At 35.4% G+C, this 23,035-nt stretch carries 19 protein-coding genes; 13 read left to right on the top strand and 6 right to left on the bottom strand.

The genetic code is table 11. The features are described from left to right. Nucleotides 1–28: 28 nt before the first annotated feature. Both LY01_RS04195 and LY01_RS04190 read left to right on the top strand, forming a co-directional pair. Nucleotides 29–535 (top strand): hypothetical protein, encoded by a 507-nt coding sequence (locus LY01_RS04195; RefSeq protein WP_104514535.1) that lies wholly within the window; start codon nt 29–31, stop codon nt 533–535. 168 nt (nt 536–703) lie between these two features. Beyond that, entirely contained in the window at nt 704–1,489 is a 786-nt protein-coding gene (locus LY01_RS04190) for a DUF3050 domain-containing protein (RefSeq protein WP_104514744.1), read from the top strand. A 50-nt stretch (nt 1,490–1,539) separates the two neighbouring features. Here the strand turns inward: LY01_RS04190 and LY01_RS04185 are convergent, their stop codons facing one another. From LY01_RS04185 to LY01_RS04165, 5 genes are all read right to left on the bottom strand, one after another. Further along, on the bottom strand, nt 1,540–1,821 hold the full coding sequence (locus LY01_RS04185) for a NifU family protein (protein WP_104514534.1): 282 nt from the start codon (nt 1,819–1,821) through the stop codon (nt 1,540–1,542). 2 nt (nt 1,822–1,823) lie between these two features. Then, entirely contained in the window at nt 1,824–2,963 is a 1,140-nt protein-coding gene (locus LY01_RS04180) for an Mrp/NBP35 family ATP-binding protein (protein ID WP_104514533.1), read from the bottom strand. A 276-nt stretch (nt 2,964–3,239) separates the two neighbouring features. Beyond that, nucleotides 3,240–4,631, bottom strand: a complete 1,392-nt coding sequence (locus LY01_RS04175) for an alpha/beta hydrolase family protein (protein ID WP_104514532.1) — start codon at nt 4,629–4,631, stop codon at nt 3,240–3,242. A gap of 116 nt (nt 4,632–4,747) precedes the next feature. Continuing rightward, a complete protein-coding gene (trxA, locus tag LY01_RS04170; protein WP_104514531.1) occupies nt 4,748–5,041 on the bottom strand; it encodes a thioredoxin in 294 nt (97 codons plus the stop codon). Between the two features lie 17 nt (nt 5,042–5,058). Beyond that, nucleotides 5,059–6,042: a type I phosphomannose isomerase catalytic subunit gene (locus LY01_RS04165; protein WP_104514530.1), complete on the bottom strand. Its 984-nt coding sequence runs from the start codon at nt 6,040–6,042 to the stop codon at nt 5,059–5,061. Nucleotides 6,043–6,262: 220 nt separating this feature from the next. On the opposite strand from LY01_RS04165, the gene uvrC reads away from it, so the two are divergent. The 11 genes from uvrC (at nt 6,263) to LY01_RS04110 (ending at nt 22,339) form a co-directional block, all read left to right on the top strand. Then, nucleotides 6,263–8,062 (top strand): excinuclease ABC subunit UvrC, encoded by a 1,800-nt coding sequence (gene uvrC / locus LY01_RS04160; RefSeq protein ID WP_104514529.1) that lies wholly within the window; start codon nt 6,263–6,265, stop codon nt 8,060–8,062. Next, nucleotides 8,049–10,289 carry a patatin-like phospholipase family protein gene (locus tag LY01_RS04155; RefSeq protein ID WP_104514528.1) on the top strand — a complete coding sequence of 747 codons (2,241 nt, stop codon included), beginning with the start codon at nt 8,049–8,051 and terminating at the stop codon, nt 10,287–10,289. The genes uvrC and LY01_RS04155 overlap by 14 nt, the downstream gene beginning before the upstream one ends. A gap of 173 nt (nt 10,290–10,462) precedes the next feature. After that, nucleotides 10,463–11,620, top strand: coding sequence for a homogentisate 1,2-dioxygenase (locus LY01_RS04150; protein ID WP_104514527.1), 1,158 nt, complete (start codon nt 10,463–10,465; stop codon nt 11,618–11,620). Nucleotides 11,621–11,646: 26 nt separating this feature from the next. Then, the gene (locus tag LY01_RS04145) at nt 11,647–12,291 is read left to right on the top strand and encodes a CCC motif membrane protein (protein WP_245890625.1); all 645 of its coding nucleotides are present in this window, start codon (nt 11,647–11,649) and stop codon (nt 12,289–12,291) included. Between the two features lie 109 nt (nt 12,292–12,400). After that, on the top strand, nt 12,401–13,564 hold the full coding sequence (gene hppD, locus LY01_RS04140) for a 4-hydroxyphenylpyruvate dioxygenase (RefSeq protein WP_104514526.1): 1,164 nt from the start codon (nt 12,401–12,403) through the stop codon (nt 13,562–13,564). An 87-nt stretch (nt 13,565–13,651) separates the two neighbouring features. Continuing rightward, nucleotides 13,652–14,452, top strand: coding sequence for a DUF3108 domain-containing protein (locus LY01_RS04135; RefSeq protein ID WP_245890624.1), 801 nt, complete (start codon nt 13,652–13,654; stop codon nt 14,450–14,452). A gap of 101 nt (nt 14,453–14,553) precedes the next feature. Beyond that, the gene (locus tag LY01_RS04130) at nt 14,554–15,522 is read left to right on the top strand and encodes a tryptophan 2,3-dioxygenase family protein (RefSeq protein ID WP_104514525.1); all 969 of its coding nucleotides are present in this window, start codon (nt 14,554–14,556) and stop codon (nt 15,520–15,522) included. 2 nt (nt 15,523–15,524) lie between these two features. Next, nucleotides 15,525–16,772 carry a M23 family metallopeptidase gene (locus tag LY01_RS04125; RefSeq protein WP_170034501.1) on the top strand — a complete coding sequence of 416 codons (1,248 nt, stop codon included), beginning with the start codon at nt 15,525–15,527 and terminating at the stop codon, nt 16,770–16,772. A 51-nt stretch (nt 16,773–16,823) separates the two neighbouring features. Further along, nucleotides 16,824–18,455, top strand: a complete 1,632-nt coding sequence (gene pgi / locus LY01_RS04120; RefSeq protein WP_104514524.1) for a glucose-6-phosphate isomerase — start codon at nt 16,824–16,826, stop codon at nt 18,453–18,455. Nucleotides 18,456–18,572: 117 nt separating this feature from the next. Further along, nucleotides 18,573–21,812 carry a TonB-dependent receptor gene (locus tag LY01_RS04115; protein ID WP_245890623.1) on the top strand — a complete coding sequence of 1,080 codons (3,240 nt, stop codon included), beginning with the start codon at nt 18,573–18,575 and terminating at the stop codon, nt 21,810–21,812. A 92-nt stretch (nt 21,813–21,904) separates the two neighbouring features. Beyond that, nucleotides 21,905–22,339: a hypothetical protein gene (locus LY01_RS04110; RefSeq protein WP_104514522.1), complete on the top strand. Its 435-nt coding sequence runs from the start codon at nt 21,905–21,907 to the stop codon at nt 22,337–22,339. 104 nt (nt 22,340–22,443) lie between these two features. Here the strand turns inward: LY01_RS04110 and LY01_RS04105 are convergent, their stop codons facing one another. Next, a complete protein-coding gene (locus LY01_RS04105) occupies nt 22,444–22,950 on the bottom strand; it encodes a TrmH family RNA methyltransferase (protein ID WP_104514521.1) in 507 nt (168 codons plus the stop codon). Between the last annotated feature and the right edge of the window lie 85 nt (nt 22,951–23,035).

Below are 23,035 nucleotides of genomic sequence, written 5' to 3'. Positions count from 1 at the left end.
TTATTTGGTTGAACTAAAAAAACCAATTATGAAAAATTTTAAAATTTTAAGCCTTGCAATCCTGTCTCTATTTATTTTCTCTTGTGAATCTGATGATGATAACGGACCTGCATTAACTAACGCTAGTCTAGCTGGTACTTATAATGTAACTGCATTTTCTGGCAACGCTACAGAGTCTGATACGTCTGGAAACACCCCTGATATTACCGAAGCAGATTTTACCGCTAGCAACTTTAACAATGCGACAGTTACATTTACAGAATCTGGTTTAGTTACTTCAACCGGATCTTATACTCAAACGTCTATTTATACAGAAGACGGAATGACAGAAACCGAAACAAATGTGGAAGATCTAGAAATAAATGGCGCTTTTACCATTTCTGGTAATTCTTTAATCATAACAAATACAGACGGTTTTAGTGTAACTGTTAGAAACTTTTCTAGCAACGGTCTGGAGCTATACCTACAATTTACTGAAATAGATACTGATTACAGCTATGAGGCAGAGGCTACTTATACTTTAGTAAGACAATAAACGATCTACAATCAAAAAAAATCAAAGGCTTAAGGATTAAATTTCTTAGGCCTTTTTTTTATTCTCAATTCGATAAAGTACACAACACTAGTTAATCCTATAATAATTTCTTTTCTGAAGATGGTTAAGATCTCTCCAGCAACTATTTTTGCACTAGAAAACACAGCGATGGAAGCCAATTTAATCTTGAATAAAATTAGTACGGTGCGTGAACAGTTATTGAATCACCAGCTATACAACCATATTAAAAATGATGAAGATTTAAGGGTTTTTATGTCTTCACACATTTATGCTGTTTGGGACTTTATGTCGCTTTTAAAAGCTTTACAAAACTCTCTTACTTGCACCACTACTCCATGGACACCAGTAGGTGATCCTGATCTAAGGTATTTAATCAATGAAATAGTTCTTGCCGAAGAGACAGACATAGACCATCTAGGCAACAGAATGAGTCATTATGAAATGTATTTAAACGCCATGAATGCAGTAGGTATAGATGTAAATATTGCTAGAAAAGAAATAGACGGACTGTCATTATCTAGCCACATTCTTGAAACCATAAATAACTCCTTATTGCCCCAACATGTAAAACAATTTCTGACTACCACATTTACCATTATCAACAGAGGTAAAGACCATGAAATAGCTGCAGCATTTACATATGGAAGAGAAGATTTAATCCCAGAAATGTTTACTGAAATACTGGACGGTATCTCAACATCTTCATTTGATATCGATCTAGAACCCATTAAATACTATTTTGACAGACATATAGAGCTAGATGGAGATGAACACGGACCCATGGCACATAAAATGGCAGCTATGCTTTGCGACGATGATCAATTAAAATGGGAAGAAGCTATACAAGTTGCAAAAGAGGCTCTACAATCAAGAATAGAACTATTTGACGGCATTTTAAAAGAAATAAAAGAGTCTGAACCAGAGCTAGTTTAAACTCAAAAAAGCCGATTCTCACGAATCGGCTTTTTTTCATTTTATTAGGATTACAACTCTACGCTATCTCGTTGTTCTTCTTTTAATTCTTGACCAGAAATATCGGTAACGCTTTCTATCTGTGGAGCATGTTTTTTAACAGTAAGCTCTACACCAGACTTAAGAGTCATTTGATTTACATGACACCCTACACAAGTACCCAATAAGCGTACTTTAACAAACTTATCATCTTCTATAGAAACTAGTTCTATATCGCCATTATCCCTTTGTAAAAAAGGCCTTATCTCCTCTAACCCAGCTTCGACCGCTGTTTTTAATTCTGATCCAGTCATAATTATTTATTTGTGGCGCTACAACCTGCCATGGTAGTAATTTCAATCGCCTTTGTAGGCGGTAAAGCATCATTTCTACGCACCGTTTCAGACACTACTTTTTTAGTAATCTCGATAAATGCATTTTCTATATCTGTGCCTTCTTGCATTGCTGCTGGACGACCTACATCTCCTGCCTCTCTAATAGATTGTATTAAAGGTAATTCTCCCAAAAATGGAATTTTCAAATCCTCAGCTAGGTTTCTCGCACCGTCTTTACCAAAAATATGATATTTATTTTCTGGCATATCTGGCGGTGTGAAATAAGCCATGTTTTCAACAATACCTAGAACAGGTACATTGATACTTTCTTGTTGAAACATTGCGACACCTTTACGAGCATCGGCCAGTGCGACAGTTTGAGGTGTAGAAACTACAACAGAACCTGTTAATGGTAATGATTGCATGATACTTAAATGTATATCTCCTGTACCAGGCGGTAGATCTACTACTAAAAAGTCTAAATCTCCCCATGCTGCATCAAAAATCATTTGATTTAAAGCTTTTGCAGCCATAGGTCCACGCCACACTACAGCCTGATCTGGCTGTGTAAAAAAGCCTATAGAAAGAATTTTAACACCATAACTCTCTACTGGTTTCATTTTTGATTTACCGTCTACCGTTACCGATAGTGGTTTTTCATGAACGATATCGAACATTATAGTCGCACTAGGACCATAAATATCTGCATCTAGAAGACCTACTTTAAAGCCCATTTTTGCAAGAGTCACAGCTAGATTTGCCGTTACAGTAGATTTACCTACTCCACCTTTTCCAGATGCTACAGCAATTATATTATCTATTCCAGGAATCGCTTTACCTTTAATTTCAGGTTTTTTATCTGTCGTTTCTGGAGCTTCTACTTTAAGGTTTACTTTGATTTGCGCTTTTTCATAAACTTCTTTATGAATAGCCTGTAAGATAGAAACTTCTGTTTTTTTCTTAGCTTGTAAACTGTGGTTGTTGATAGTAACATCTACCACAACCTCATCACCAAAAACAAGTACATTTTTAATTGCACCACTTTCTACCATATTTTGTCCTTCACCAGGAACCGATATGGTTTCTAGTGCTTTGAGAACATCTTTCTTTTCTATTTTCATTTTGACGTTTAGAGTGTTACAAAGATAACGATCACAGCCGTTAGTTAAAACCCATTCTAAATAAAAGGGATAGATAAAAATTATTCCGCTTTCGCGAAAGCGTATCACATATCAAAATACACACATTTGATTGCACAAAAACCTTTAACACAAACACTTAAAACAACAGTTTTGTGAACACTATTCATAAATAGCAGTATTCAAAACGTATCAAATTTCATATTTACCAACGCAACATTAAGTATGGTTGTAAAAACAAAATAGGAATGAAAGCTTTTAAAATCTAGAATTAATCCAGCTAGAAATTAAATTTAGTGTCCTAGGGTCTATCGTCTCTTCTAACTGTCCATACTCACCAGCACTACCTGTTTGCGCATTTTGAAACAGATGATTAAGTCCAGCTATTTTCTTGATGGTCACGTCTTTATTTTTAGAAAGTGCCGTTTCAAAACCTGGTAAATTGATTTCTGGAATTACCTGATAATCTAGAGATCCATTAATAGCTAGAACTGGGCATTTTACTTTACTCAAATTAGTAGCCGGATCATAACTTAAAAAAAATCGCATCCAGTCATCAGAAAACTGTTTGCTGAGAGCTGATATAACTTCATCGGTATATTTTGCTTTTGAAACATCAGGAGCCTCAGCAACCTTCTTCTTCATTACAATTACAAGCTCATTTTCTAACACTTGAGAAGATAACTTTTTAGAGTCTATTATTTTTAAGAACATAGCATCCATCAGTTTTTTTTCAAAGTCCAACTGACTTCCTACCACTCCTTGAAACCTGAGACTTTTTTCTATTTGAGGCAGTAAAACATGATAACCATCTACGCCAGGTCCAGCTAGAGACACAAAGAATGCTACATTTCTTCTATTATCTGCGATCACCATAGGCGCAATTAAACCGCCTTCACTATGTCCTATAAGTCCGATTTTTTTAGAATCAACATCTTTACGAGATTTGAGATAAGCAATAGCCGCTTCTACATCTGTAGCAAAATCTTCACTGGTTGCTCCTTTTTGAGTTCCTTGAGATTGGGCGACTCCACGGTCATCATATCTAAGAACAGCAATACCCTTTCTAGTCAAATGATCTGCGAGAACTAAAAACGGTTTATGATCAAAAAGCTCTTCGTTACGATCTTGAGGCCCAGAACCTGAAATAAGAATCGCCACTGCTGGATTGTTAACATTATTAGGTAAGGTTAATGTACCTGCCAGTTTAATATCATTTGCTTTGGGATTAGTAAACACCACATCTTCTATATGGTAAGGAAACGGTGCTTTAGGTTCTTGTGGTCTATTAGGTTTTACTTCTACATATTCTTTTTTCTCTAGAATCATTTTTCCTGAGCCAGCACCTTGAGTAAAAGTCCCTATGATTTTACTATCTATTAATTCTCCTTTATATTTTATTTTATAAACATCTAGCAGCATAGTGATTTGATTACCGTCTACCATGACACTATTCATAGGAATATAAGTTTTAGATTGAGTGGGGCTTTGCATCTTTGCCGCGTACTCACCATTAATGTTTGAAATTTCAAAAACCAACGGCATTCCTTGAATTGCTCCTGTCCAAGAACCATTAAATTCCTGTGCAAAGGTGATTAATGAGAATAATAGGGTTACTACCCATAAAGCAGAATGGACAACAGTTTTCATAAATCTAAGTTTTTAATCTATATTAAAACTAGAGTATGAAGATAGTTATTTGTTACATAAAATGTAAGAAGATTAAATAAACGGTATGATATTGAATAAACTAACTGACAGAATGTTTATGCCTTTTGAATCTGCGCTTTTAATTCATGTAAGGGCTGTACCCCTGCAGCTTTCCATACTTGTTTACCGTTTTTAAAAATCATGAAAGCCGGCACGCCTCTTATAGCAAACTTTGTCGCAAGTGCTTTGTTTTTATCTACATCTATTTTAAGAACACGTACTTGATCACCTAGATCTTCTTTCAATTTATCTAAAACTGGCATCATGGTCTGACATGGACCACACCAGGTTGCAAAAAAATCTATTAACACTGGTGTATCACTATTAGTAAGTTCTTTAAAGCTAGACATAAAATTTTTATTTTAGATTATAAATAAACCTCGATGCATTGTGCATCTTTAGAATCTAGAGTAATTAAATCAATTCCTGCAGGTAATAAAATACACTCTCCTTGTACCAAAGAATAATTCTCTTCTTGACATACTAAGGTAGCACTTCCTTTTACACACATATAAATGGTAAAAGAATTAATATCAGAAAGATCTCTTTCTAGAACACCTTTTATTTTTAAAAAATTAGTTTTAAAGTAAGGCGAATTAATCAGCTTATTAGGTTGATTTTTTTTACGACTGTAATCGGTATGATATTGGGTTTGCAAGTTAAAATCTATCGCATCTAGCGCTAGGTCTGTATGTAGCTCTCTAGTTTGCCCAGTTCTCACATCCTTACGGTCATAATCATAAATACGATAAGTCACGTCAGAGGACTGCTGGATTTCGGCAAGCATCACTCCTGCTCCTATGGCATGTATTCTACCAGTAGGAATGTAAAAAGCATCTCCTGCTTTTACCTTAAACTCATTGAGTACCTCTGTAAGTGTATTGTTTTCTAAATGTTTTTGATAAGAATCTCTATCCACCTCTTCTTTAAAACCTACTGTTATAGTAGCATCTTTATAAGAAGGCATGATGTACCACATTTCATTTTTACCAAATGAACCGTGTCGTTCTCTGGCTATTTCATTATTAGGATGTACTTGTATAGAAAGTGGTTTTTTTGCATCTATAAATTTAATAAGTAATGGAAATTCTCCATTAAATTTATCATACACAGACTTCCCTAAAAACGCATCTTTAAATCGTTCAATTAAATTATTGATGGTTGCCCCAGCATAAACACCGTTTGCAACAACAGTTTCACTATCTGGAACAGCACTTATCTCCCAAGATTCACCTATGGACTCTTGATCATACTCTTGATCATACTCTTTATTAAGGCTAGTCTTCAGCTGGTCACCACCCCAAATACGGTAGTGAAAAACAGGTTTAAATTTTAAGGGATAAAATTCCATTTAGTACTTTAGGGTTACTGTGCGCAATTTAACCAAACCGAATAAATATTCCTTTGTTTTACAGCATAGTTTAGCCTTATTACTAAGAATATGTGGCAAATATTCAGAATACTTATGATTATTGATGATAATTATTCTGCTTTTGCAAAAGTTAGTTCAACATAAACTTCTATTAAAATATATTTAACCCATTAAGCATAATCCCTATCTTTACTGTGCTATGGAAACACCACCTTTAGAGGTTCAGATTAAAACCCTACCCTTATCACCTGGAGTTTACTTGTACTTTGATAAAAAGGACAAGCTACTTTATGTAGGAAAAGCTAAAAAACTTAAAAAAAGAGTCTCCTCCTATTTTAATAAAACGCATGACAGCTATCGCATAAAAACGATGGTTAAAAACATTTACCGCATTGAGCATATCGTGGTAGAGACAGAAACTGATGCTTTATTGTTAGAGAACAGCTTAATTAAAAGTCGCAACCCACGGTATAACATCATGTTGCGAGATGATAAAACTTATCCCTGGCTAGTCATTAAAAAAGAACGTTTCCCACGTGTATTTTTAACGCGCAATTTAATCAAAGATGGTAGTGAGTATTATGGACCATACACTAGTGTAAGAACGGTAAGAACACTACTAGAGCTGGTTAAGACTTTATACCCCATACGCACCTGTAATTACGATTTACAACAGGATAAAATAAATGAAGGTAAATTTAAACTATGCCTAGAATACCACATAGGTAACTGTAAAGGTCCATGTGCTGGACTACAGCATGAAGTACAATACAACAGAAGTATAGAAGCTATAAGAGGTATAGTAAAAGGTGACTTTAAAGAAGCTGTACGTTACTTTACAGATCTAATGCAAGAGCATGCAGCAAATATGGAATTTGAAGAAGCACAGCAACTCAAAGAAAAACTAGAAATACTAACTAGATACCAGGCAAAATCTACCGTGGTTAATCCTAATATCTCTAATGTAGATATTTTCACCATAGTTAGTGATGAAGCTGCCGGCTATGTAAATTACTTGCAAATTAATCATGGTGCGATTACACGTTCTCACACTATGGAACTTAAAAAACAACTAGACGAAGATGATAAGCATTTACTAGAACTAGCCATAGTAGAGCTGCGCCACAGGTTTGACTCTCAATCTACCGAGATCTACACACAATTTGACGTAGATGTAGGTGAGAAAGTAAAAATCACTATACCTAAGTTAGGAGATAAAAAACGTGTCGTTGATTTATCAGAGCGCAATGCAAAGTTTTTTAGGCAAGAACAGTTTAAGACTATTAAAATAGTTGACCCAGACAGACATGTTAATAGATTAATGGCACAAATGAAAGCCGATTTAAGACTGGGTGAAGAGCCTAGACACATGGAATGTTTTGATAATTCTAATATTCAAGGAACTAACCCTGTTGCTGCTTGTGTGGTTTTTAAGAATGGAAAACCTAGTAAAAAAGATTATAGAAACTTCAATATAAAAACGGTAGAAGGACCAGACGACTTTGCTAGTATGGAAGAGGTCGTTTATCGACGTTATAGAAGATTACTAGAAGAAGACCAGCCGTTACCACAACTAGTCATAGTAGACGGTGGAAAAGGGCAGTTATCTAGCGGTGTTACCGCACTAGAACGATTGGGTTTAAGAGGTAAAATACCCATAATAGGTATAGCAAAAAGACTAGAAGAGCTATTTTATCCTAATGATCCTGTACCTTTATATCTAGATAAACGTTCTGAAACCTTAAAGGTTATTCAACAAATGCGTAATGAGGCGCACCGTTTTGGTATCACCCATCACAGAAATAAACGTAGCAAACAGGCTATAGAAACTGAGCTAGATGAAATCGTTGGGATAGGAGAAAAAACAGTTGTTGAATTATTAAAACACTTTAGAAGCGTAAAACGCGTTAAGAATGCTACAAAGAAAGAACTTACAGAAATAGTAGGCGTTTCTAAAGCACAAAAGATAATAGACTTTTATAAAGATGAAGAAGAATAGGCTTTTATTATTTTTTATTGTTCTCGCTTTCGCGAAAGCGGACTTCACACTAGCACAGGAAAAAGAAAACAATTCTCGACCTAAGATAGGACTTGTTTTATCCGGTGGTGGAGCAAAAGGCCTAGCGCATATAGGAACACTTAAAATAATAGACTCTCTAGGAATAAAAATAGACCACATAGCAGGTACGAGCATGGGTGCCATAGTTGGATCTTTATACGCATCTGGTTATACAGGCAAACAATTAGATTCTATTTTTAAAACTATAGATTTTGATAAAATCATATCTGACGACATACCTCGCAAATCAAAAACATTTTACGAGCGTAGAAATACAGAACGATATGCAGTAACCTTGCCGTTTAAAGATTTTAAAGTACAATTACCTTCTTCATTAAGTAAAGGACAAAATATATACGATCTTCTATCCAGGCTGCTTGCCCATGTAAAAGATGTTGAGGACTTTAATCAATTACCTATTCCTTTTTTATGCATCGCTACAGAAATTACAACAGGAGAAGAGATCGTTCTAGACAGTGGTTATTTACCCAAAGCAGTAAATGCAAGTGGTGCGCTGCCGTCCCTCTTTGCTCCTGTTGAAATAGATGGCAGACTACTTATAGATGGTGGTGTAATAGACAACTATCCTATAGAAAAATTAAAGGCAAAAGGTGTCGATATAATTATAGGTGTAGACGTACAAGATGATTTAAAATCGAGAGAAGAACTTAGTGGTGCCCTAGATATATTATCTCAGATCAACAATTTCCGTACGATTAATGCGATGAAATATAAAGCTCCAAAAACCGACGTTTATATCGCTCCAGATATTAATGATTTTACTGTCGTGTCTTTTGACTTAGGAAAAGAAATCATTGAAAAGGGAGAACAAGCTGGTAGAGCAAAAATTGATGAACTCAAAGAACTAGCAACTGATGCTTACATAAAACCTAATTTAAAAAATATAATAGGTGATAGTATATACCTTAACGAGATCAATATAAAAGGAAATCAAAATTACACCAGAGCATTTGTAGTAGGTAGATTTAAAGTAGGTATCCCAGGAATGGTCGCTTATACAGATTTAAATAGTGGGATTCAAAACTTACAAGCGACAGATAATTTTGCCAAAATCAATTATGAAATCATCAATGATGATAACGGAGCTGTTCTAGAAATAGACTTAGTTGAGAATGAAGTACGTAATTATTTAAGATTGGGATTACATTATGATGAATTAACGCGCAGTGCTGCTTTACTTAATCTTTCTAGAAAAAAGGTGCTTTTTGATAACGACATCGTATCAGTAGATTTTATAGTCGGCGATAATTTAAGATATAACTTTGACTATTATATTGATAAAGGTCGTTACTGGTCGATAGGCTTGCACAGTGAATACATGAGATTTCAAAAAGATGCTAATGCTGCATTTATTGAAGACGCAGCTAACTTTGGTTCATTAGGAGTTAATAGTCTTGAGGTAAAATATAGAGACTGGACACAGCAAGTTTTCTTACAAACTAGGCTTAACAGATCTGCAAATTTAATGGTGGGTACTGAGATTAAAACGCTTAATATTTTTACAGAAACTTTAATCACCACAGACCCTAATGATGATGACGTTACTGATTTTACAGACGGTACACGAGGCAGTCTTTATGGAAAAGTACTGGTAGATTCTTATGATAATGCACAATTCCCATCTACTGGCTGGAAAATAGATGGTGATTTCCACCTTTATCTTTTTAACTCTGAATACAAAGAACGCTTTAAAGAATTTTCTGTCGCCCAGCTACAGATAGGTCATGCCCGCAATTTTGGCAAATTCACATTACGTGGTAATGCACACATAGGTATAACCATAGGCGATACTAATGACTCTTCTATGGACTTTTTTCTAGGTGGTTATGGATCGCGTAGGATTAATAATCTAATTCCATTTTATGGATATGATTTTTTAAGTATTAGTGGTGGCACCATGATGAAATTGCTAGTAGAGGCAGATTATGAAGTCTTCAAAAAGAATCACATCATATTCAGCGCAAACATTGCAAACGCACAAGATGATTTATTTGAACAAAACAACTGGTTTAGCGAGGCTAGATACACTGGATATGCCATAGGATATGGATTAGAATCGTTTTTAGGACCTCTAGAAATAAAATATAGTTTCTCTCCACAACAAGATGACGGACAAGTCTTTGTTAACCTAGGATTCAAGTTTTAAATACACTGAAAAGAATTTTTTTTTCGATTAATTAAATTCAAGTCACAAAGCTGACCAACACACACTCAAACTACTAATAATCAGTAAGTAAACTATTTAAAAGTTAAATAATCCGGTTTAGTCATGGAATGGTCTCAGGAATTTACGAAATTTGAGAGATTTAACTTTTAACTATGCCTTTCTACCATAAATTGGGTAAAATACCACCCAAAAGACACACACAATTTAGAAAACCTGATGGTTCTCTATATTCAGAACAGCTTTTTGGAACTATAGGTTTTGATGGTATGTCTACAAATTCTTATCATGAATATAGACCTACCATGGTTAAAGAGATAAGAAATCAATACAGTGTAAAGCCTGAGATTGCATTAGAGAATCATATTAAATCTTACCGTTTAAAAGGGTTTAAAATAGAACCAGAAGCAGACTATCTAGAAAGTCGTAAAACTGTTCTTATCAACAGCGATGTGGCAATTATTCTTGCAGCACCTCAAGACGCTACACAAGACTATTTTTATAAAAATAGTGATGCAGACGAGTTGCTTTTTGTCCATCGTGGTACTGGAACCCTAAGAACTCATTTAGGAAATTTAGAGTTTAAATATGGTGATTACCTTTTGATACCACGAGGTGTTATTTATAAAATTGATTTTGACACGACAGATAACAGGTTATTTATAGTAGAAAGTAGGCGTCCTATTTATACTCCTAAAAGATATAGAAACTGGTTCGGACAACTGTTAGAGCACTCTCCTTTTTGTGAGCGTGACTTACGACGTCCAGAGACACTAGAAACCCATGATGAGAAAGGTGAGTTTTTAATCAAAGTGAAAAAACAGGACGATATTTTTGACATGATTTATGCCTCACATCCATTTGATGTAGTAGGATATGATGGTTACAATTATCCATATGCATTTTCTATTCATGATTTTGAACCTATAACGGGACGTATTCACCAGCCGCCACCAGTTCACCAAACATTTGAAACAGATGCCTTTGTAGTATGTAGTTTTGTCCCTAGACTTTATGACTACCATCCTAATAGTATTCCAGCACCCTATAATCATAGTAATATAGATAGTGATGAAGTCCTTTATTATGTAGACGGTGATTTTATGAGTCGTAATGACATCGAGGCTGGTCATATTAGCTTACACCCTGCAGGTATTCCGCATGGTCCACACCCTGGAACAGTAGAAAAAAGTATTGGAAAGACTAAAACAGAAGAACTAGCTGTTATGGTAGATACTTTTAAACCATTAATGGTAACTAAAGAAGGACTAGAAATTGCTGATGATAGTTATCACAAAAGCTGGTTAGATTAATTAATATTGTAAAAAAAAAAATCAAGTTGGAACTGAACAACCCAAATTACTCTAATCAACCACAGCAGTCCAATAACTTTGGACAGCAGCAGCAGCAGCAGCAGCAATTTCAAAATCAGAATCAAAACCAAGGTAATTATCAATTCCCTTATCAAGGAGAGAAACTATCTGGTGACCCCAGCGCAATTACATTAGGTATTATATCGTTAGTACTTTTCTTTATAGGGTGCTGGTGCTATGGACTCGTTGCTATAATTACATTAATCCTAAGTCTAATAGGGCTCATTATAGCAAACAGAAGTTTAAAAGATTATAAATCTAATCCTAGTAATTATAGTCAAAGCTCTTATAAGAGTGTAAATATTGCTAAAATTATAAATATTGTAGGTGTAGCTCTTTCAGGTCTAGTTTGTTTAGTTTTATTAATAGTTGCCTTATTTTTCGGTAGTCTACTTATGGCGGCAGTAAATGGAGAACTAGATAGTCTAGATGATTTAGATCAATATAATAATGAATCCTATTATGATGACGATTATGAAGACTCTACAGAAGATGAGGACTGGCAATATTATGAAGAAGAAGAATTAGATTCTCTTGAACAGAAAAACGATTCTCTTAAAGAGAATAAAGAGATTATTATTGAGGACGTAATAGAAGAAACAGAAGGGTAATGATTGCAAAAAGAATAGATATAACTCCTCATTTGAGGGCAATGTGGTAATAAAGGTTAGCCCAACACCACCGACATCACAATTTATTTATACTTTTTAAACAACTATTATGGCAGCTGAAATCAAAAACCTAAAAGACTTACAAAACACAGAATATTCACTTAAAAAACTATTCAAAGAAGCAGAAGATTTTCTTCCTCTTCTAGGAACAGATTATGTAGAATTATATGTAGGTAACGCAAAACAAAGCGCACATTTCTACAAAACAGCATTTGGGTTTCAATCTGAAGCATATGCTGGATTAGAAACCGGATTAAAAGATCGTGTTTCTTATGTCTTAAAACAAGGCAAAATAAGACTGGTACTCACCACTCCTCTACAAAAAGATGGGGAACTTAATGAACACATCAACGTCCATGGAGATGGAGTAAAAGTTGTTGCTCTTTGGGTAGAAGATGCTCGTAAAGCATTTGAAGAAACTACTAAAAGAGGTGCAAAACCATATTTAGAACCTACGGTAGAAAAAGATGAACACGGTGAAATCGTAAAATCTGGAATCTATACTTATGGAGAAACAGTCCATATGTTTATAGAACGTAAAAATTATAACGGTATATTTTTACCTGGTTTTCAAAAATGGGAATCTCATTATAATCCAGAACCAGTAGGTCTTAAATTCATAGACCACATGGTAGGAAATGTAGGTTGGGACGAGATGAATACTTGGTGTAAATTCTATGGAGAAGTAATGGGCTTTGCTCAAATTATCTCATTTGCAGATGATGACATCGCTACCGACTACACAGCTCTTATGAGTAAAGTGATGAGCAACGGTAATGGTAGAGTTAAGTTCCCGATTAACGAACCTGCAAAAGGAAAGAAAAAATCACAAATTGAAGAATACCTAGATTTCTATAACGGCCCTGGTGTACAGCACATCGCTGTTGCTACAGACGATATAGTTGCCACAGTAAGCGCAATGAGAGAAAGAGGTGTAGAGTTCTTATACGTTCCAGATGAATATTATGACGATTTAACAGAGCGTGTAGGAGAAATAGACGAAGACGTTGAGGTACTAAAAAAACATGGTATTTTAATAGACAGAGACGAAGAAGGCTACCTATTACAACTGTTTACAAAAACAGTAGTTGATAGACCTACCATGTTTATAGAAGTCATACAACGCAAGGGTGCTCAATCCTTTGGTGTAGGAAACTTTAAAGCATTATTTGAAGCGATAGAAAGAGAGCAAGCTTTACGCGGCACTCTGTAATACATTGATAACAATATAGTTATCAGTTTGGAATAGACTTTGCATTTAAAAGATCGTGAGCATTATTCACAATCAACTTTTATAGATATGAAAAAGATTATTTTTTTAATGATAGCTGTATTTGCAACTACTACAGCCTTTACTCCAGGAGTAGAATCTAACGGTATAGAACAGCAGGCTTTTGAAGATGGTGAATGGTTCAAATTTAGAATACACTACGGCGTCTTCAATGCCAGCTATGCCGAGATGAAAATAGACAAAGCCCGACTTAAAGGTAAACCTGTATATCACATTAAAGGTAAAGGAAAATCTACCGGACTATTACATCTCTTCTTTAAGGTAGACGATAAGTATGAAACTTATATCGATCGTGAAACTGTAAAACCATATCGTTTTATCCGTAAAATAGACGAGGGCGGACACACTAAAGATATTCAAATAGACTTTGATCATGAAGCAGGTACTGCCCTGGTTAACGATAAAAAGCACAACGAAAAAACTACCGTAGACATTAAACCTTCTACACAAGATATGATGAGTGCTTTTTACCACCTAAGAAACATGGTAGATATAGAAACTATAAAAGCCGGTGACGAGTTCACACTACCTATGTTTTTTGACAAAGAAAACTTTGACTTTAAACTCAAATATCTAGGTGAAGAGGTTCTTAAAACTAAATTTGGTAATGTGGCTTCTTTAAAATTTAGACCATACGTGCAGTCTGGACGTGTATTTAAAGAAGAAGAAAGCCTTACTGTATGGATATCAAAAGATCAAAACAAAATGCCTTTAAAAATAAAAGCAAAACTAGCTGTAGGCTCTCTTACCGCAGACTTAGAAGCTTTTAAAGGCCTAAAACACTCCTTTCAGGTTATTGCAGATAAATAAAACCTACTTCATTTTAATCAATTAAGGTGAACTCTATGCCTTGTATAATTGATAGTAACCTATAGGTTGATTACTTTTGCTTGTCATTTTAAATGAATTACATGTCTCAAGAAATCAGCCCAGAAATAGCCCAGCGCATTAAATTATTAGAAGATAAATTTAAACACTCTGGCCAGAACATGCTCTCCTACTTGGACGGCTTACTTTATGACAGGTACACAACCTATTGGGATTACATACGACTAGACACTTTACTTAGCCTACAAGTGCCGTCTACAGATTTTCCTGATGAGATGATTTTTATAGGCTATCATCAAATTACCGAACTTTACTTTAAGCTCATCATACATGAGCAAACGCAAATTATAGAAAGCGAGCAATTAACCGGTAAATTTTTTGAAGAAAAAATACTACGCATCAATAGATACTTTACCGTTTTAATCAATTCTTTTGAAGTAATGATTAAAGGTATGGAGCGCGAGCAATTCTTACAATTTAGAATGTCCTTACTTCCTGCGAGTGGTTTTCAAAGTGCTCAATATAGAATGTTAGAATTTTACAGCAGTGATTTAATAAATCTAGTTCATCCTTCTGTTAGGTCCCGCTTTCGCGAAAGCGAGAACAACAACACCATTGAAGATCTATTTGAAAATATCTATTGGAAAAAAGGTGGCATAGACATGAATACAGGAGAAAAAACACTCACACTAAAACAGTTTGAAAAACGTTACACTCCTAGATTTTTGAGAATAGCAAACGAAGTAGAAAACACAAACCTTAATCAACGTTATCTATCCCTACCAGAAGAAGAAAAAACACCAGAACTTAAAACAGCTTTGCGACTTCTAGATCAAAACGCAAATATCAATTGGCTACTTATGCACATGGGTGCCGCACATAGATATTTGAGAAAAGAAGGAAAAGCAGTAAAAGCAACAGGAGGTACCAACTGGAAAGAGTTTTTACCACCTAGTTTCCAGAAAATATCTTACTTCCCTACTTTATGGACGCAAGAAGAACATGAGAACTGGGGTAAGCAATGGGTGGATCACGTATTAAACACAAAGTAATGATGAAAAAATATTTCATCGCTGGTATATTACTAGCACTGAGCTTTACATCATGTAAAGAAGATGTAGAAACTATCGAAGATGTTCAGGAACCTATACCTGTGGTTATTGAACCTAAGATGAAGTATGGTTATGACCTTAATGATTTTGAACTAGTTGCCGACACAGTAGTTAGCGGTGCAACGTTTAATGATTTAATCTCCAACCATATCGTAGAAGGTCAAAGCGCCTATCAAACCGCAAACAGACTTAATGAAGTCTATGACCTACGTAGAATACAAGCTGGAAAACCTTTTAAAATCTTAAAGAGAAAAGACAGCCTGGGAACTCCAGAGGCATTTATTTATGAGCCTACTAAGCTAGATTACGTTGTTGTTCATTTTAACGACACTCTTGCCGCTTATAAAGATAAACACCCTATTTCTTATAAAAGAAAAACAGCGAGTGGAATTATCAACTCGACACTATCTGAGGCTATGGCCGAAGAAGGTCTAGGATTAAGTGCCATCTATGAATTATCTGATATTTATAAATGGTCTATTGATTTCTTTAAACTTCAAAAAGGAGATCGTTTTAAAATGATCTATCAAGAACGTTACATTAACGATTCTATATATGCAGGAATAGAATCTATAGAAGCAGCCGTTTTTGAGACAGATGAGACACCTTTCTATGCATTTGATTATGTAACAGACTCTATCACAGGAATGAGTGATTATTATGATGATAATGGAAAGACTTTAAGAAGCTTTTTCTTAAAAGCACCTGTTAACTATTCTAGAATATCATCGAGATTTACTAAAAGAAGGTTTCACCCAGTTCAAAAAAGATGGAAAGCACATAAAGGTACTGATTATGCAGCTGCATATGGAACACCTATAGTTGCTACCGCAAATGGTACGGTGACAAAATCTTCTTACACAGGCGGAAATGGTAATTATGTAAAAATAAAACACAACGGCACCTACTCTACTCAATACCTACATATGACTAAACGTAAGGTAAAGGTAGGACAGCGAGTAAAACAAGGACAGGTAATAGGTACCGTAGGTAGTACAGGACTTGCCACTGGACCTCATGTCTGTTATAGATTTTGGGTAAATGGAAAACAAGTAGATCCTTATAAACAGAATTTACCTAGCGCAGACCCACTTCCAGAAGAAACCATGGAAACCTACATGGAATTTATAGCCCCATTAAAGATAGAAATAGACCAACTTCCTTTTAAAGAAATTGATCCAGTACTATAAATAAACCTACAGCTTCATTTTATAAGAATAACTTTTAAAAATTGTAAGATCATGAAAAACATCAACCCTACTTCTACCACTGCATGGCAAGAACTTCTAGATCATTATAAAACAGCAAAAAGTTTAAATCTAAAAGAAGCTTTTCAAAACAATAAAAATCGCGCAGAAGAATTAACACTAACGGACGGTGATTTTCATGTAGACCTCTCTAAGAACCTAATCACCAAAGAAACACAAGGTAAATTAGTTGATCTAGCAAATGAATGTAGATTAAGTGACGCAATCGATTCTTACTTCGGTGGAGAAAAAATAAATGCGACTGAAAATCGTGCGGTACTACATACTGCTTTAAGAACTAACAACACGGATTCACCTGTAGCAGGTAATATAAGTGCCGCAATTGCAAGCAAAGAAAAAATGTTTGCCTTTGTAGACGCTGTAAATAACGGTACCATCACCGCTGCAAATGGTCAGAAATTTAACACTGTAGTTAATATAGGGATAGGTGGTAGCGATTTAGGACCTGTCATGATTTATGAAGCTATGCAAGCTTATAAAAATGACCTCACATTACATTTTGTTTCTAACGTAGAAGGTGATCATGTAGAAGAAGTTTTAAAGAAAATAAATCCTGAAACGACGCTTTTTGTTATCGTTTCAAAATCTTTTGGAACTCAAGAAACACTTACTAACTCTACCACCATAAGAAATTGGTTTAAAGAAAAAGTAAATCCAGAAGCCGTTGCACAACACTTTATTGCCGTAAGCAGTAATATACAACGTGCCGTGGATTTTGGTATTCAAGAAGAAAATATATTTCCAATGTTTGACTGGGTAGGTGGACGCTTTTCTCTTTGGAGCACGGTAGGAATGAGCGTTGCTTTAAGCATAGGGTCAAAGAATTTTCAAGGGTTTCTCGATGGTGCTCAAGAAATGGACACACATTTTAAGAATAGTTCTTTTGATAAAAATATTCCAGTGCAGTTGGCTTTATTGACCATTTGGTATAACAACTTTTATAAAGCACAGAGTGAAGCCGTTATCCCATACACTCAATACTTACATAGATTACCAGCATACTTACAGCAAGCCATTATGGAAAGTAATGGTAAAAGTGTAGACCGCAATGGAGATCGAGTTACTTATGAAACTGGTAATGTAGTTTGGGGAGAACCTGGAACTAATTCACAACATGCCTTTTTTCAATTAATACATCAAGGGACTAAATTAATTCCTGCTCAGTTTATCGCTTTCGCGAAAGCGAAATACAACCAACCGGATCATCACAACAAGCTTATGGCAAATTTCTTTGCACAAACTGAGGCGTTGATGAATGGTAAAACCAAAGAAGAAGCATTAAAAGATCATAAAGACTCAGGGAAAACGGTGTCAGAAATAGAACATCTCGTTCCTTTTCAAGTATTTGAAGGTAATAAACCTACCACCACTATTCTTATAGACGAGCTTACACCACAAAGTTTAGGTAAACTAGTGGCCATGTATGAACATAAAATTTTTACTGAAGGTGTGATATGGAACATCTATAGTTATGATCAATGGGGTGTACAATTAGGTAAGGTACTAGCAGACGCCATTTTAACAGATATAGAAAGTTCTAAATCTGATGGCCATGACAGCAGTACAAACGCACTTTTAAAAAGATTTTATTCCCGTAACAAATAAAAAACTGTTTTTCAGTTAATTAACGTTAACAAGTGTTTCACTTCTTAATGTTAGCTTAATATTGGATTAATGATTTGCGACGTACTTTTGCAAAATCAAACTAAATCTAATTCTGAAATGAACAGAACATTACACTTTTTATTTGCAATCGGGCTTGTCTTAAGTTCTATGGCAGTTGGTGCACAGGTTACTACCTCAAGCATTAATGGTCGTATCATGGAAACTATAGACGCTGCTCAAGAGCCTCTTTTAGGAGCTACCATAGTCGCAGTACATGGTCCTACAGGAACTAATTATGGTACTTCTACCGATATTGAAGGTTATTACCGTATTTCTAACATGCGTGTAGGTGGACCTTACACGATTACTATTTCTTACGTAGGTAAGACAGAAGAAAAACTAGAAAATATTTTTCTACAATTAGGTCAGTCTGAGAAAATTAGTATTTCTATGGCAGACGAGTCTAATTCCTTAGACGCTATTACTATTAATGCTGTTAGAGACGGTGTTTTTGATTCTGGTAAAACAGGAACCGAGACTAACATCTCTCAACGTGACATCAATACTATGCCTTCTGTAACAAGAGGAATAGGTGATTTCTTAAGAAAAACTCCACAGGCTACAGTTTCTGAAGGTGGTGCTATTTCTATCGCAGGTCAGAACAACCGTTACAACTCTATCTTTATAGATGGTGCTGTAAACAATGACGTTTTTGGTCTTGCAGGTTCAGGTACTAACGGTGGCCAGATAGGTGTTAACCCTATCTCTATCGATGCTATCGAGTCTTTTCAAGTAAACGTTGCTCCTTTTGATGTACGTCAGTCAGGTTTTACAGGTGGTGCTATTAACGCAATTACTCGTTCTGGTACTAATGAAGTAAAGGGAAGTGCTTATTTCTACACTCGTAATGAAAAACTTGCAGGTAAAACTCCAGTAGGTATCAGTGAAGATAACCGTGAAAGACTAGATGCATTTACTGCAAATCTTTATGGTGCACGTGTAGGTGGTCCAATTATCAAGGATAAATTATTCTTCTTTGTTAACGCAGAAGTACAAAGAGAAGAAGAGCCTAGACCTTTTGACTCTAGCACTTATAATGGAGATAGCAGTATTGCTGAGATCAACACATTAAGAGACAACTTAATCAATACATTTGGTTATAATCCTGGTGGATATGAAAATACTATCACTGAACTTAACAGTGAGAAATTCACAATTAAGTTAGATTATAACATTAATGATAAGAACACAATTACTGCAAAGCATAATTATGTAAATGGTGAATCTATTTCTCCTAGTCAAAGTAGTAATAGATCTATCAACTTTGCAAATGCAGGTATCTTTTTCCCATCTACTACTAACTTCTCTACATTAGAATGGAATACTACTAACGGTAGAAACCTTTCTAACAACTTAATAATAAGTTATACTAATGTAAGTGATGACCGTGATCCTATTGGAAATCCATTCCCAAGAGTTAGTATTAACGATGGTGATGGTTCTATCACATTCGGTTCTGAAGCGTTTTCTACTGCAAACATTCTTGAGCAGAAAATCTTTACAGTAACTAACAATTTTGAAGTTTCTAAAGGAGCTCACAACATGACTTTCGGTGGTAACTTTGAGCATTATGATATGAGAAACGTATTCGTAAGACAAAATTACGGTCAGTACAGCTTCAATAATCTTGCAGAATTCAATACTTACTTTGATAACGATGCAACTAACGATGTTGCTGCAGATTCTTATTTCCACTCTTATTCTCTATTAGATCCTGCAGGAACTACTGGTGATGATATTCAAGATGCAGCCGCTGCATTTACTTATTCTCAATTAGGTATCTACGCTCAAGATCAGTGGAGTTTAACTGATAACTTCAAGTTAACTTACGGTGTACGTTTTGACGTTCCTTTCTTTGAAGATGGACAGGCTAACGATGACTTTAACACAAGAAGTGTTGCATTACTAGAAGCAGAAGGTAAAGATTTACTAGGCGCTCGTGTAGGTAAAGGTATTAAAAGTCAAATACATGTTTCTCCACGTGCAGGTTTCAACTGGGACGTAAACGGTGATAGAAGAACTCAAATCCGTGGTGGTTTAGGAATCTTTACTTCACGTATTCCTCTAGTATGGCCAGGTGGTGCTTATAACAACAACGGTATCGCTGTTGGTGGTACTGCAGCCTTTGGTAGTCAAAACTTTGTTGCAGATCCTTTCAACCAGCCATTAAACGGTGCTCCTGCCCCAGGTAGTGGTTCAAATGGAGGTCAAATAGACATCTTCTCTCCAGACTTCAAATTACCACAAGTAATGAAGTACAACATAGGTATAGATCAAAAAACAGACATATGGGGATTAATCGTAAGTGCAGATTTCTTGTACAACGATAACATCAACAATGTTTTCTACCAGAACTTAAACTTAAGAGATGCTACTGAATTCTTAAACAATGAAGACGGACGTCCGTTCTATGATCGTGGTGATGAAATAGATGATACTTACACAAGAGTGATCTTAGGTAGTAACACAAATGAAGGTTGGTCTTACAACGGTACATTTAGTATTACTAAGCCATTCCAAAACGGTTTTGGAGGTCAGGTTTCTTATTCTTACGGACAAGGTAAATCTATCTTTGAAGGAACTTCTTCTCAAAACAGTTCTCAATGGAGAAACATAGTTACTGCAGACGGTAAGAACAATGCTGGAATTGGTAACTCTGCATTTGCAGTAGGACACAGAGTGTCTGCAAACGCATCTTATGAGTTAAACTGGACTGAAAACATAAAGACAACATTTGGTATATTTTATAATGGACAACAAGGTGGTGCTTTGAGTTATACGTATCAAGGTAGAGACATCCTTAATGATGACTCTAACGATAATGCTTTATTTTACATACCAAGAAACGCAGGAGAAATTAACTTAGTAGATAATAATGGTGTTACTGCTGCTGACCAGTGGACAGCTCTAGATGCTTATATCGAAAGTAATGATTACTTAAGTGAACGTCGTGGTGAGTATGCTGAGCGTAACGGAGATCGTGGACCATGGAATCACATTGTTGACTTAAAGGTTTTACAAGATTTCAGTCTTGACATCAATGATAAGAAACACACATTCCAGGTGTCTCTAGATATCTTTAACTTCTTCAACTTCCTGAATAAAGATTGGGGTGAGCAAAAATTTGTTACCAATAGCTTCGGAAACGTAGGTATTGTAGAAGTAGAAAGTAATGGTGTTGACCCTGAGTTCTCATTCAACCCTAACTTTGCAGAAGGATTTGAAACTATCGATGACGCAGGTACTCGTTCTTCAAGATGGCAAATGCAAGTAGGTCTTAGATATATCTTTAACTAAGAAATACTTTTTACCATATATTACAAGAACCCTACTCAAAAACGAGTAGGGTTCTTTGTTTTTGAATTATTTTTGAACCAAATTATTAAATTATGTATAGCATTTTAAAATCTGCTCATTCTGGCTGGGCATATCTACTAATCTTAGTATTGGCCATCGCAACTATTAATGCCATAATCGGTTTTGCAGGTAAGAAAGAATTTGGCAATAAAGACTTCAGTCTAGCTCTAGTAGGACTTATTGTTACACACATTCAACTTTTATTAGGACTTGCTCTATGGGCATTCTCTCCATATTCTAGCATGTTATTTAGCGACACCTCTACTGTAATGAGTACTCCAGAGATAAGATTACTAGCTCTAGAACACCCTTTAATGATGATCATCGCTGTTGCCTTGCTAACGGTAGGATACTCTAAACACAAAAAGAAAATCGTTAGTAATGGTAAATTTAAAGTTCTAGCTATATTTTATACCCTAGCATTTTTAGTAGTTCTTTCTAGACTGCCATGGAAACAATGGATGTAAGATTGTTATAGTCTCGCTTTCGCGAAAGCGCAACTAATAAACAAAAACGCCTCGATCAGTAAATTGATCGAGGCATTTTTATGTTAGAATATATCTGAAGTATTCTACTTTTCTGTAAGCTGATTTGTAACCTCGTATAATGAAATAGCGAGGCTGTGTATCACATTCATACTCGAGTTCCTACCAAACATAGGTATCGACACCGTGTAATCTAGTAAGTCCACGTTTTCTATTCCATGACGCTCACTACCCAAAAGCAAAACAATTTTATCATGTTGCTTAAAATCGAACTTTTGAATAGCAACACTTTTATCTGTGATCTCGATACCTATAATCGCGTTGCCTTCTTGTTTTAATCTATTGACTACAGTTGTAAAATCCTTATAGGTGTCATGGTCGATTTGACCTGATGTGTTTCTTGCCGTTTTTTTAACCACTCTGTTTGCTATGGTAGGCGAGTCTTCATGAAAATATATTTTCTCTACCCCAAAACTCTCTGATATACGGAAACACATCCCTATATTCTCTGGTGTTCTAATCGCGTCACAAACTATGGTTATAGGAAATTGCTTCTGCTGATTTTCTATGTCGTAATGGGTAAGTTGTTTCAAATTATATCTCTAATTGTAAAAATTAATACATTGTATCTTTAATTTCATAAGGCAGGATAACTGCAGCCTCGCGGAAACACAGTGC

Source organism: Nonlabens xylanidelens, assembly GCF_002934445.1.
GTDB lineage: Bacteria > Bacteroidota > Bacteroidia > Flavobacteriales > Flavobacteriaceae > Nonlabens > Nonlabens xylanidelens.
This window is presented reverse-complemented; position numbering and strand designations above follow the sequence as displayed.

Coding starts and splice junctions, on each gene's coding strand:
- LY01_RS04125 (WP_170034501.1), top strand. CDS start 15,525: ATGAAAAAATATTTCATCGCTGGTATATTACTAGCACTGAGCTTTACA.
- LY01_RS04180 (WP_104514533.1), bottom strand. CDS start 2,963: ATGAAAATAGAAAAGAAAGATGTTCTCAAAGCACTAGAAACCATATCG.
- LY01_RS04110 (WP_104514522.1), top strand. CDS start 21,905: ATGTATAGCATTTTAAAATCTGCTCATTCTGGCTGGGCATATCTACTA.
- hppD (WP_104514526.1), top strand. CDS start 12,401: ATGGCAGCTGAAATCAAAAACCTAAAAGACTTACAAAACACAGAATAT.
- LY01_RS04165 (WP_104514530.1), bottom strand. CDS start 6,042: ATGGAATTTTATCCCTTAAAATTTAAACCTGTTTTTCACTACCGTATT.
- pgi (WP_104514524.1), top strand. CDS start 16,824: ATGAAAAACATCAACCCTACTTCTACCACTGCATGGCAAGAACTTCTA.
- uvrC (WP_104514529.1), top strand. CDS start 6,263: ATGGAAACACCACCTTTAGAGGTTCAGATTAAAACCCTACCCTTATCA.
- LY01_RS04175 (WP_104514532.1), bottom strand. CDS start 4,631: ATGAAAACTGTTGTCCATTCTGCTTTATGGGTAGTAACCCTATTATTC.
- LY01_RS04130 (WP_104514525.1), top strand. CDS start 14,554: ATGTCTCAAGAAATCAGCCCAGAAATAGCCCAGCGCATTAAATTATTA.
- LY01_RS04150 (WP_104514527.1), top strand. CDS start 10,463: ATGCCTTTCTACCATAAATTGGGTAAAATACCACCCAAAAGACACACA.
- LY01_RS04195 (WP_104514535.1), top strand. CDS start 29: ATGAAAAATTTTAAAATTTTAAGCCTTGCAATCCTGTCTCTATTTATT.
- LY01_RS04185 (WP_104514534.1), bottom strand. CDS start 1,821: ATGACTGGATCAGAATTAAAAACAGCGGTCGAAGCTGGGTTAGAGGAG.
- trxA (WP_104514531.1), bottom strand. CDS start 5,041: ATGTCTAGCTTTAAAGAACTTACTAATAGTGATACACCAGTGTTAATA.
- LY01_RS04190 (WP_104514744.1), top strand. CDS start 704: ATGGAAGCCAATTTAATCTTGAATAAAATTAGTACGGTGCGTGAACAG.
- LY01_RS04135 (WP_245890624.1), top strand. CDS start 13,652: ATGAAAAAGATTATTTTTTTAATGATAGCTGTATTTGCAACTACTACA.
- LY01_RS04115 (WP_245890623.1), top strand. CDS start 18,573: ATGAACAGAACATTACACTTTTTATTTGCAATCGGGCTTGTCTTAAGT.
- LY01_RS04155 (WP_104514528.1), top strand. CDS start 8,049: ATGAAGAAGAATAGGCTTTTATTATTTTTTATTGTTCTCGCTTTCGCG.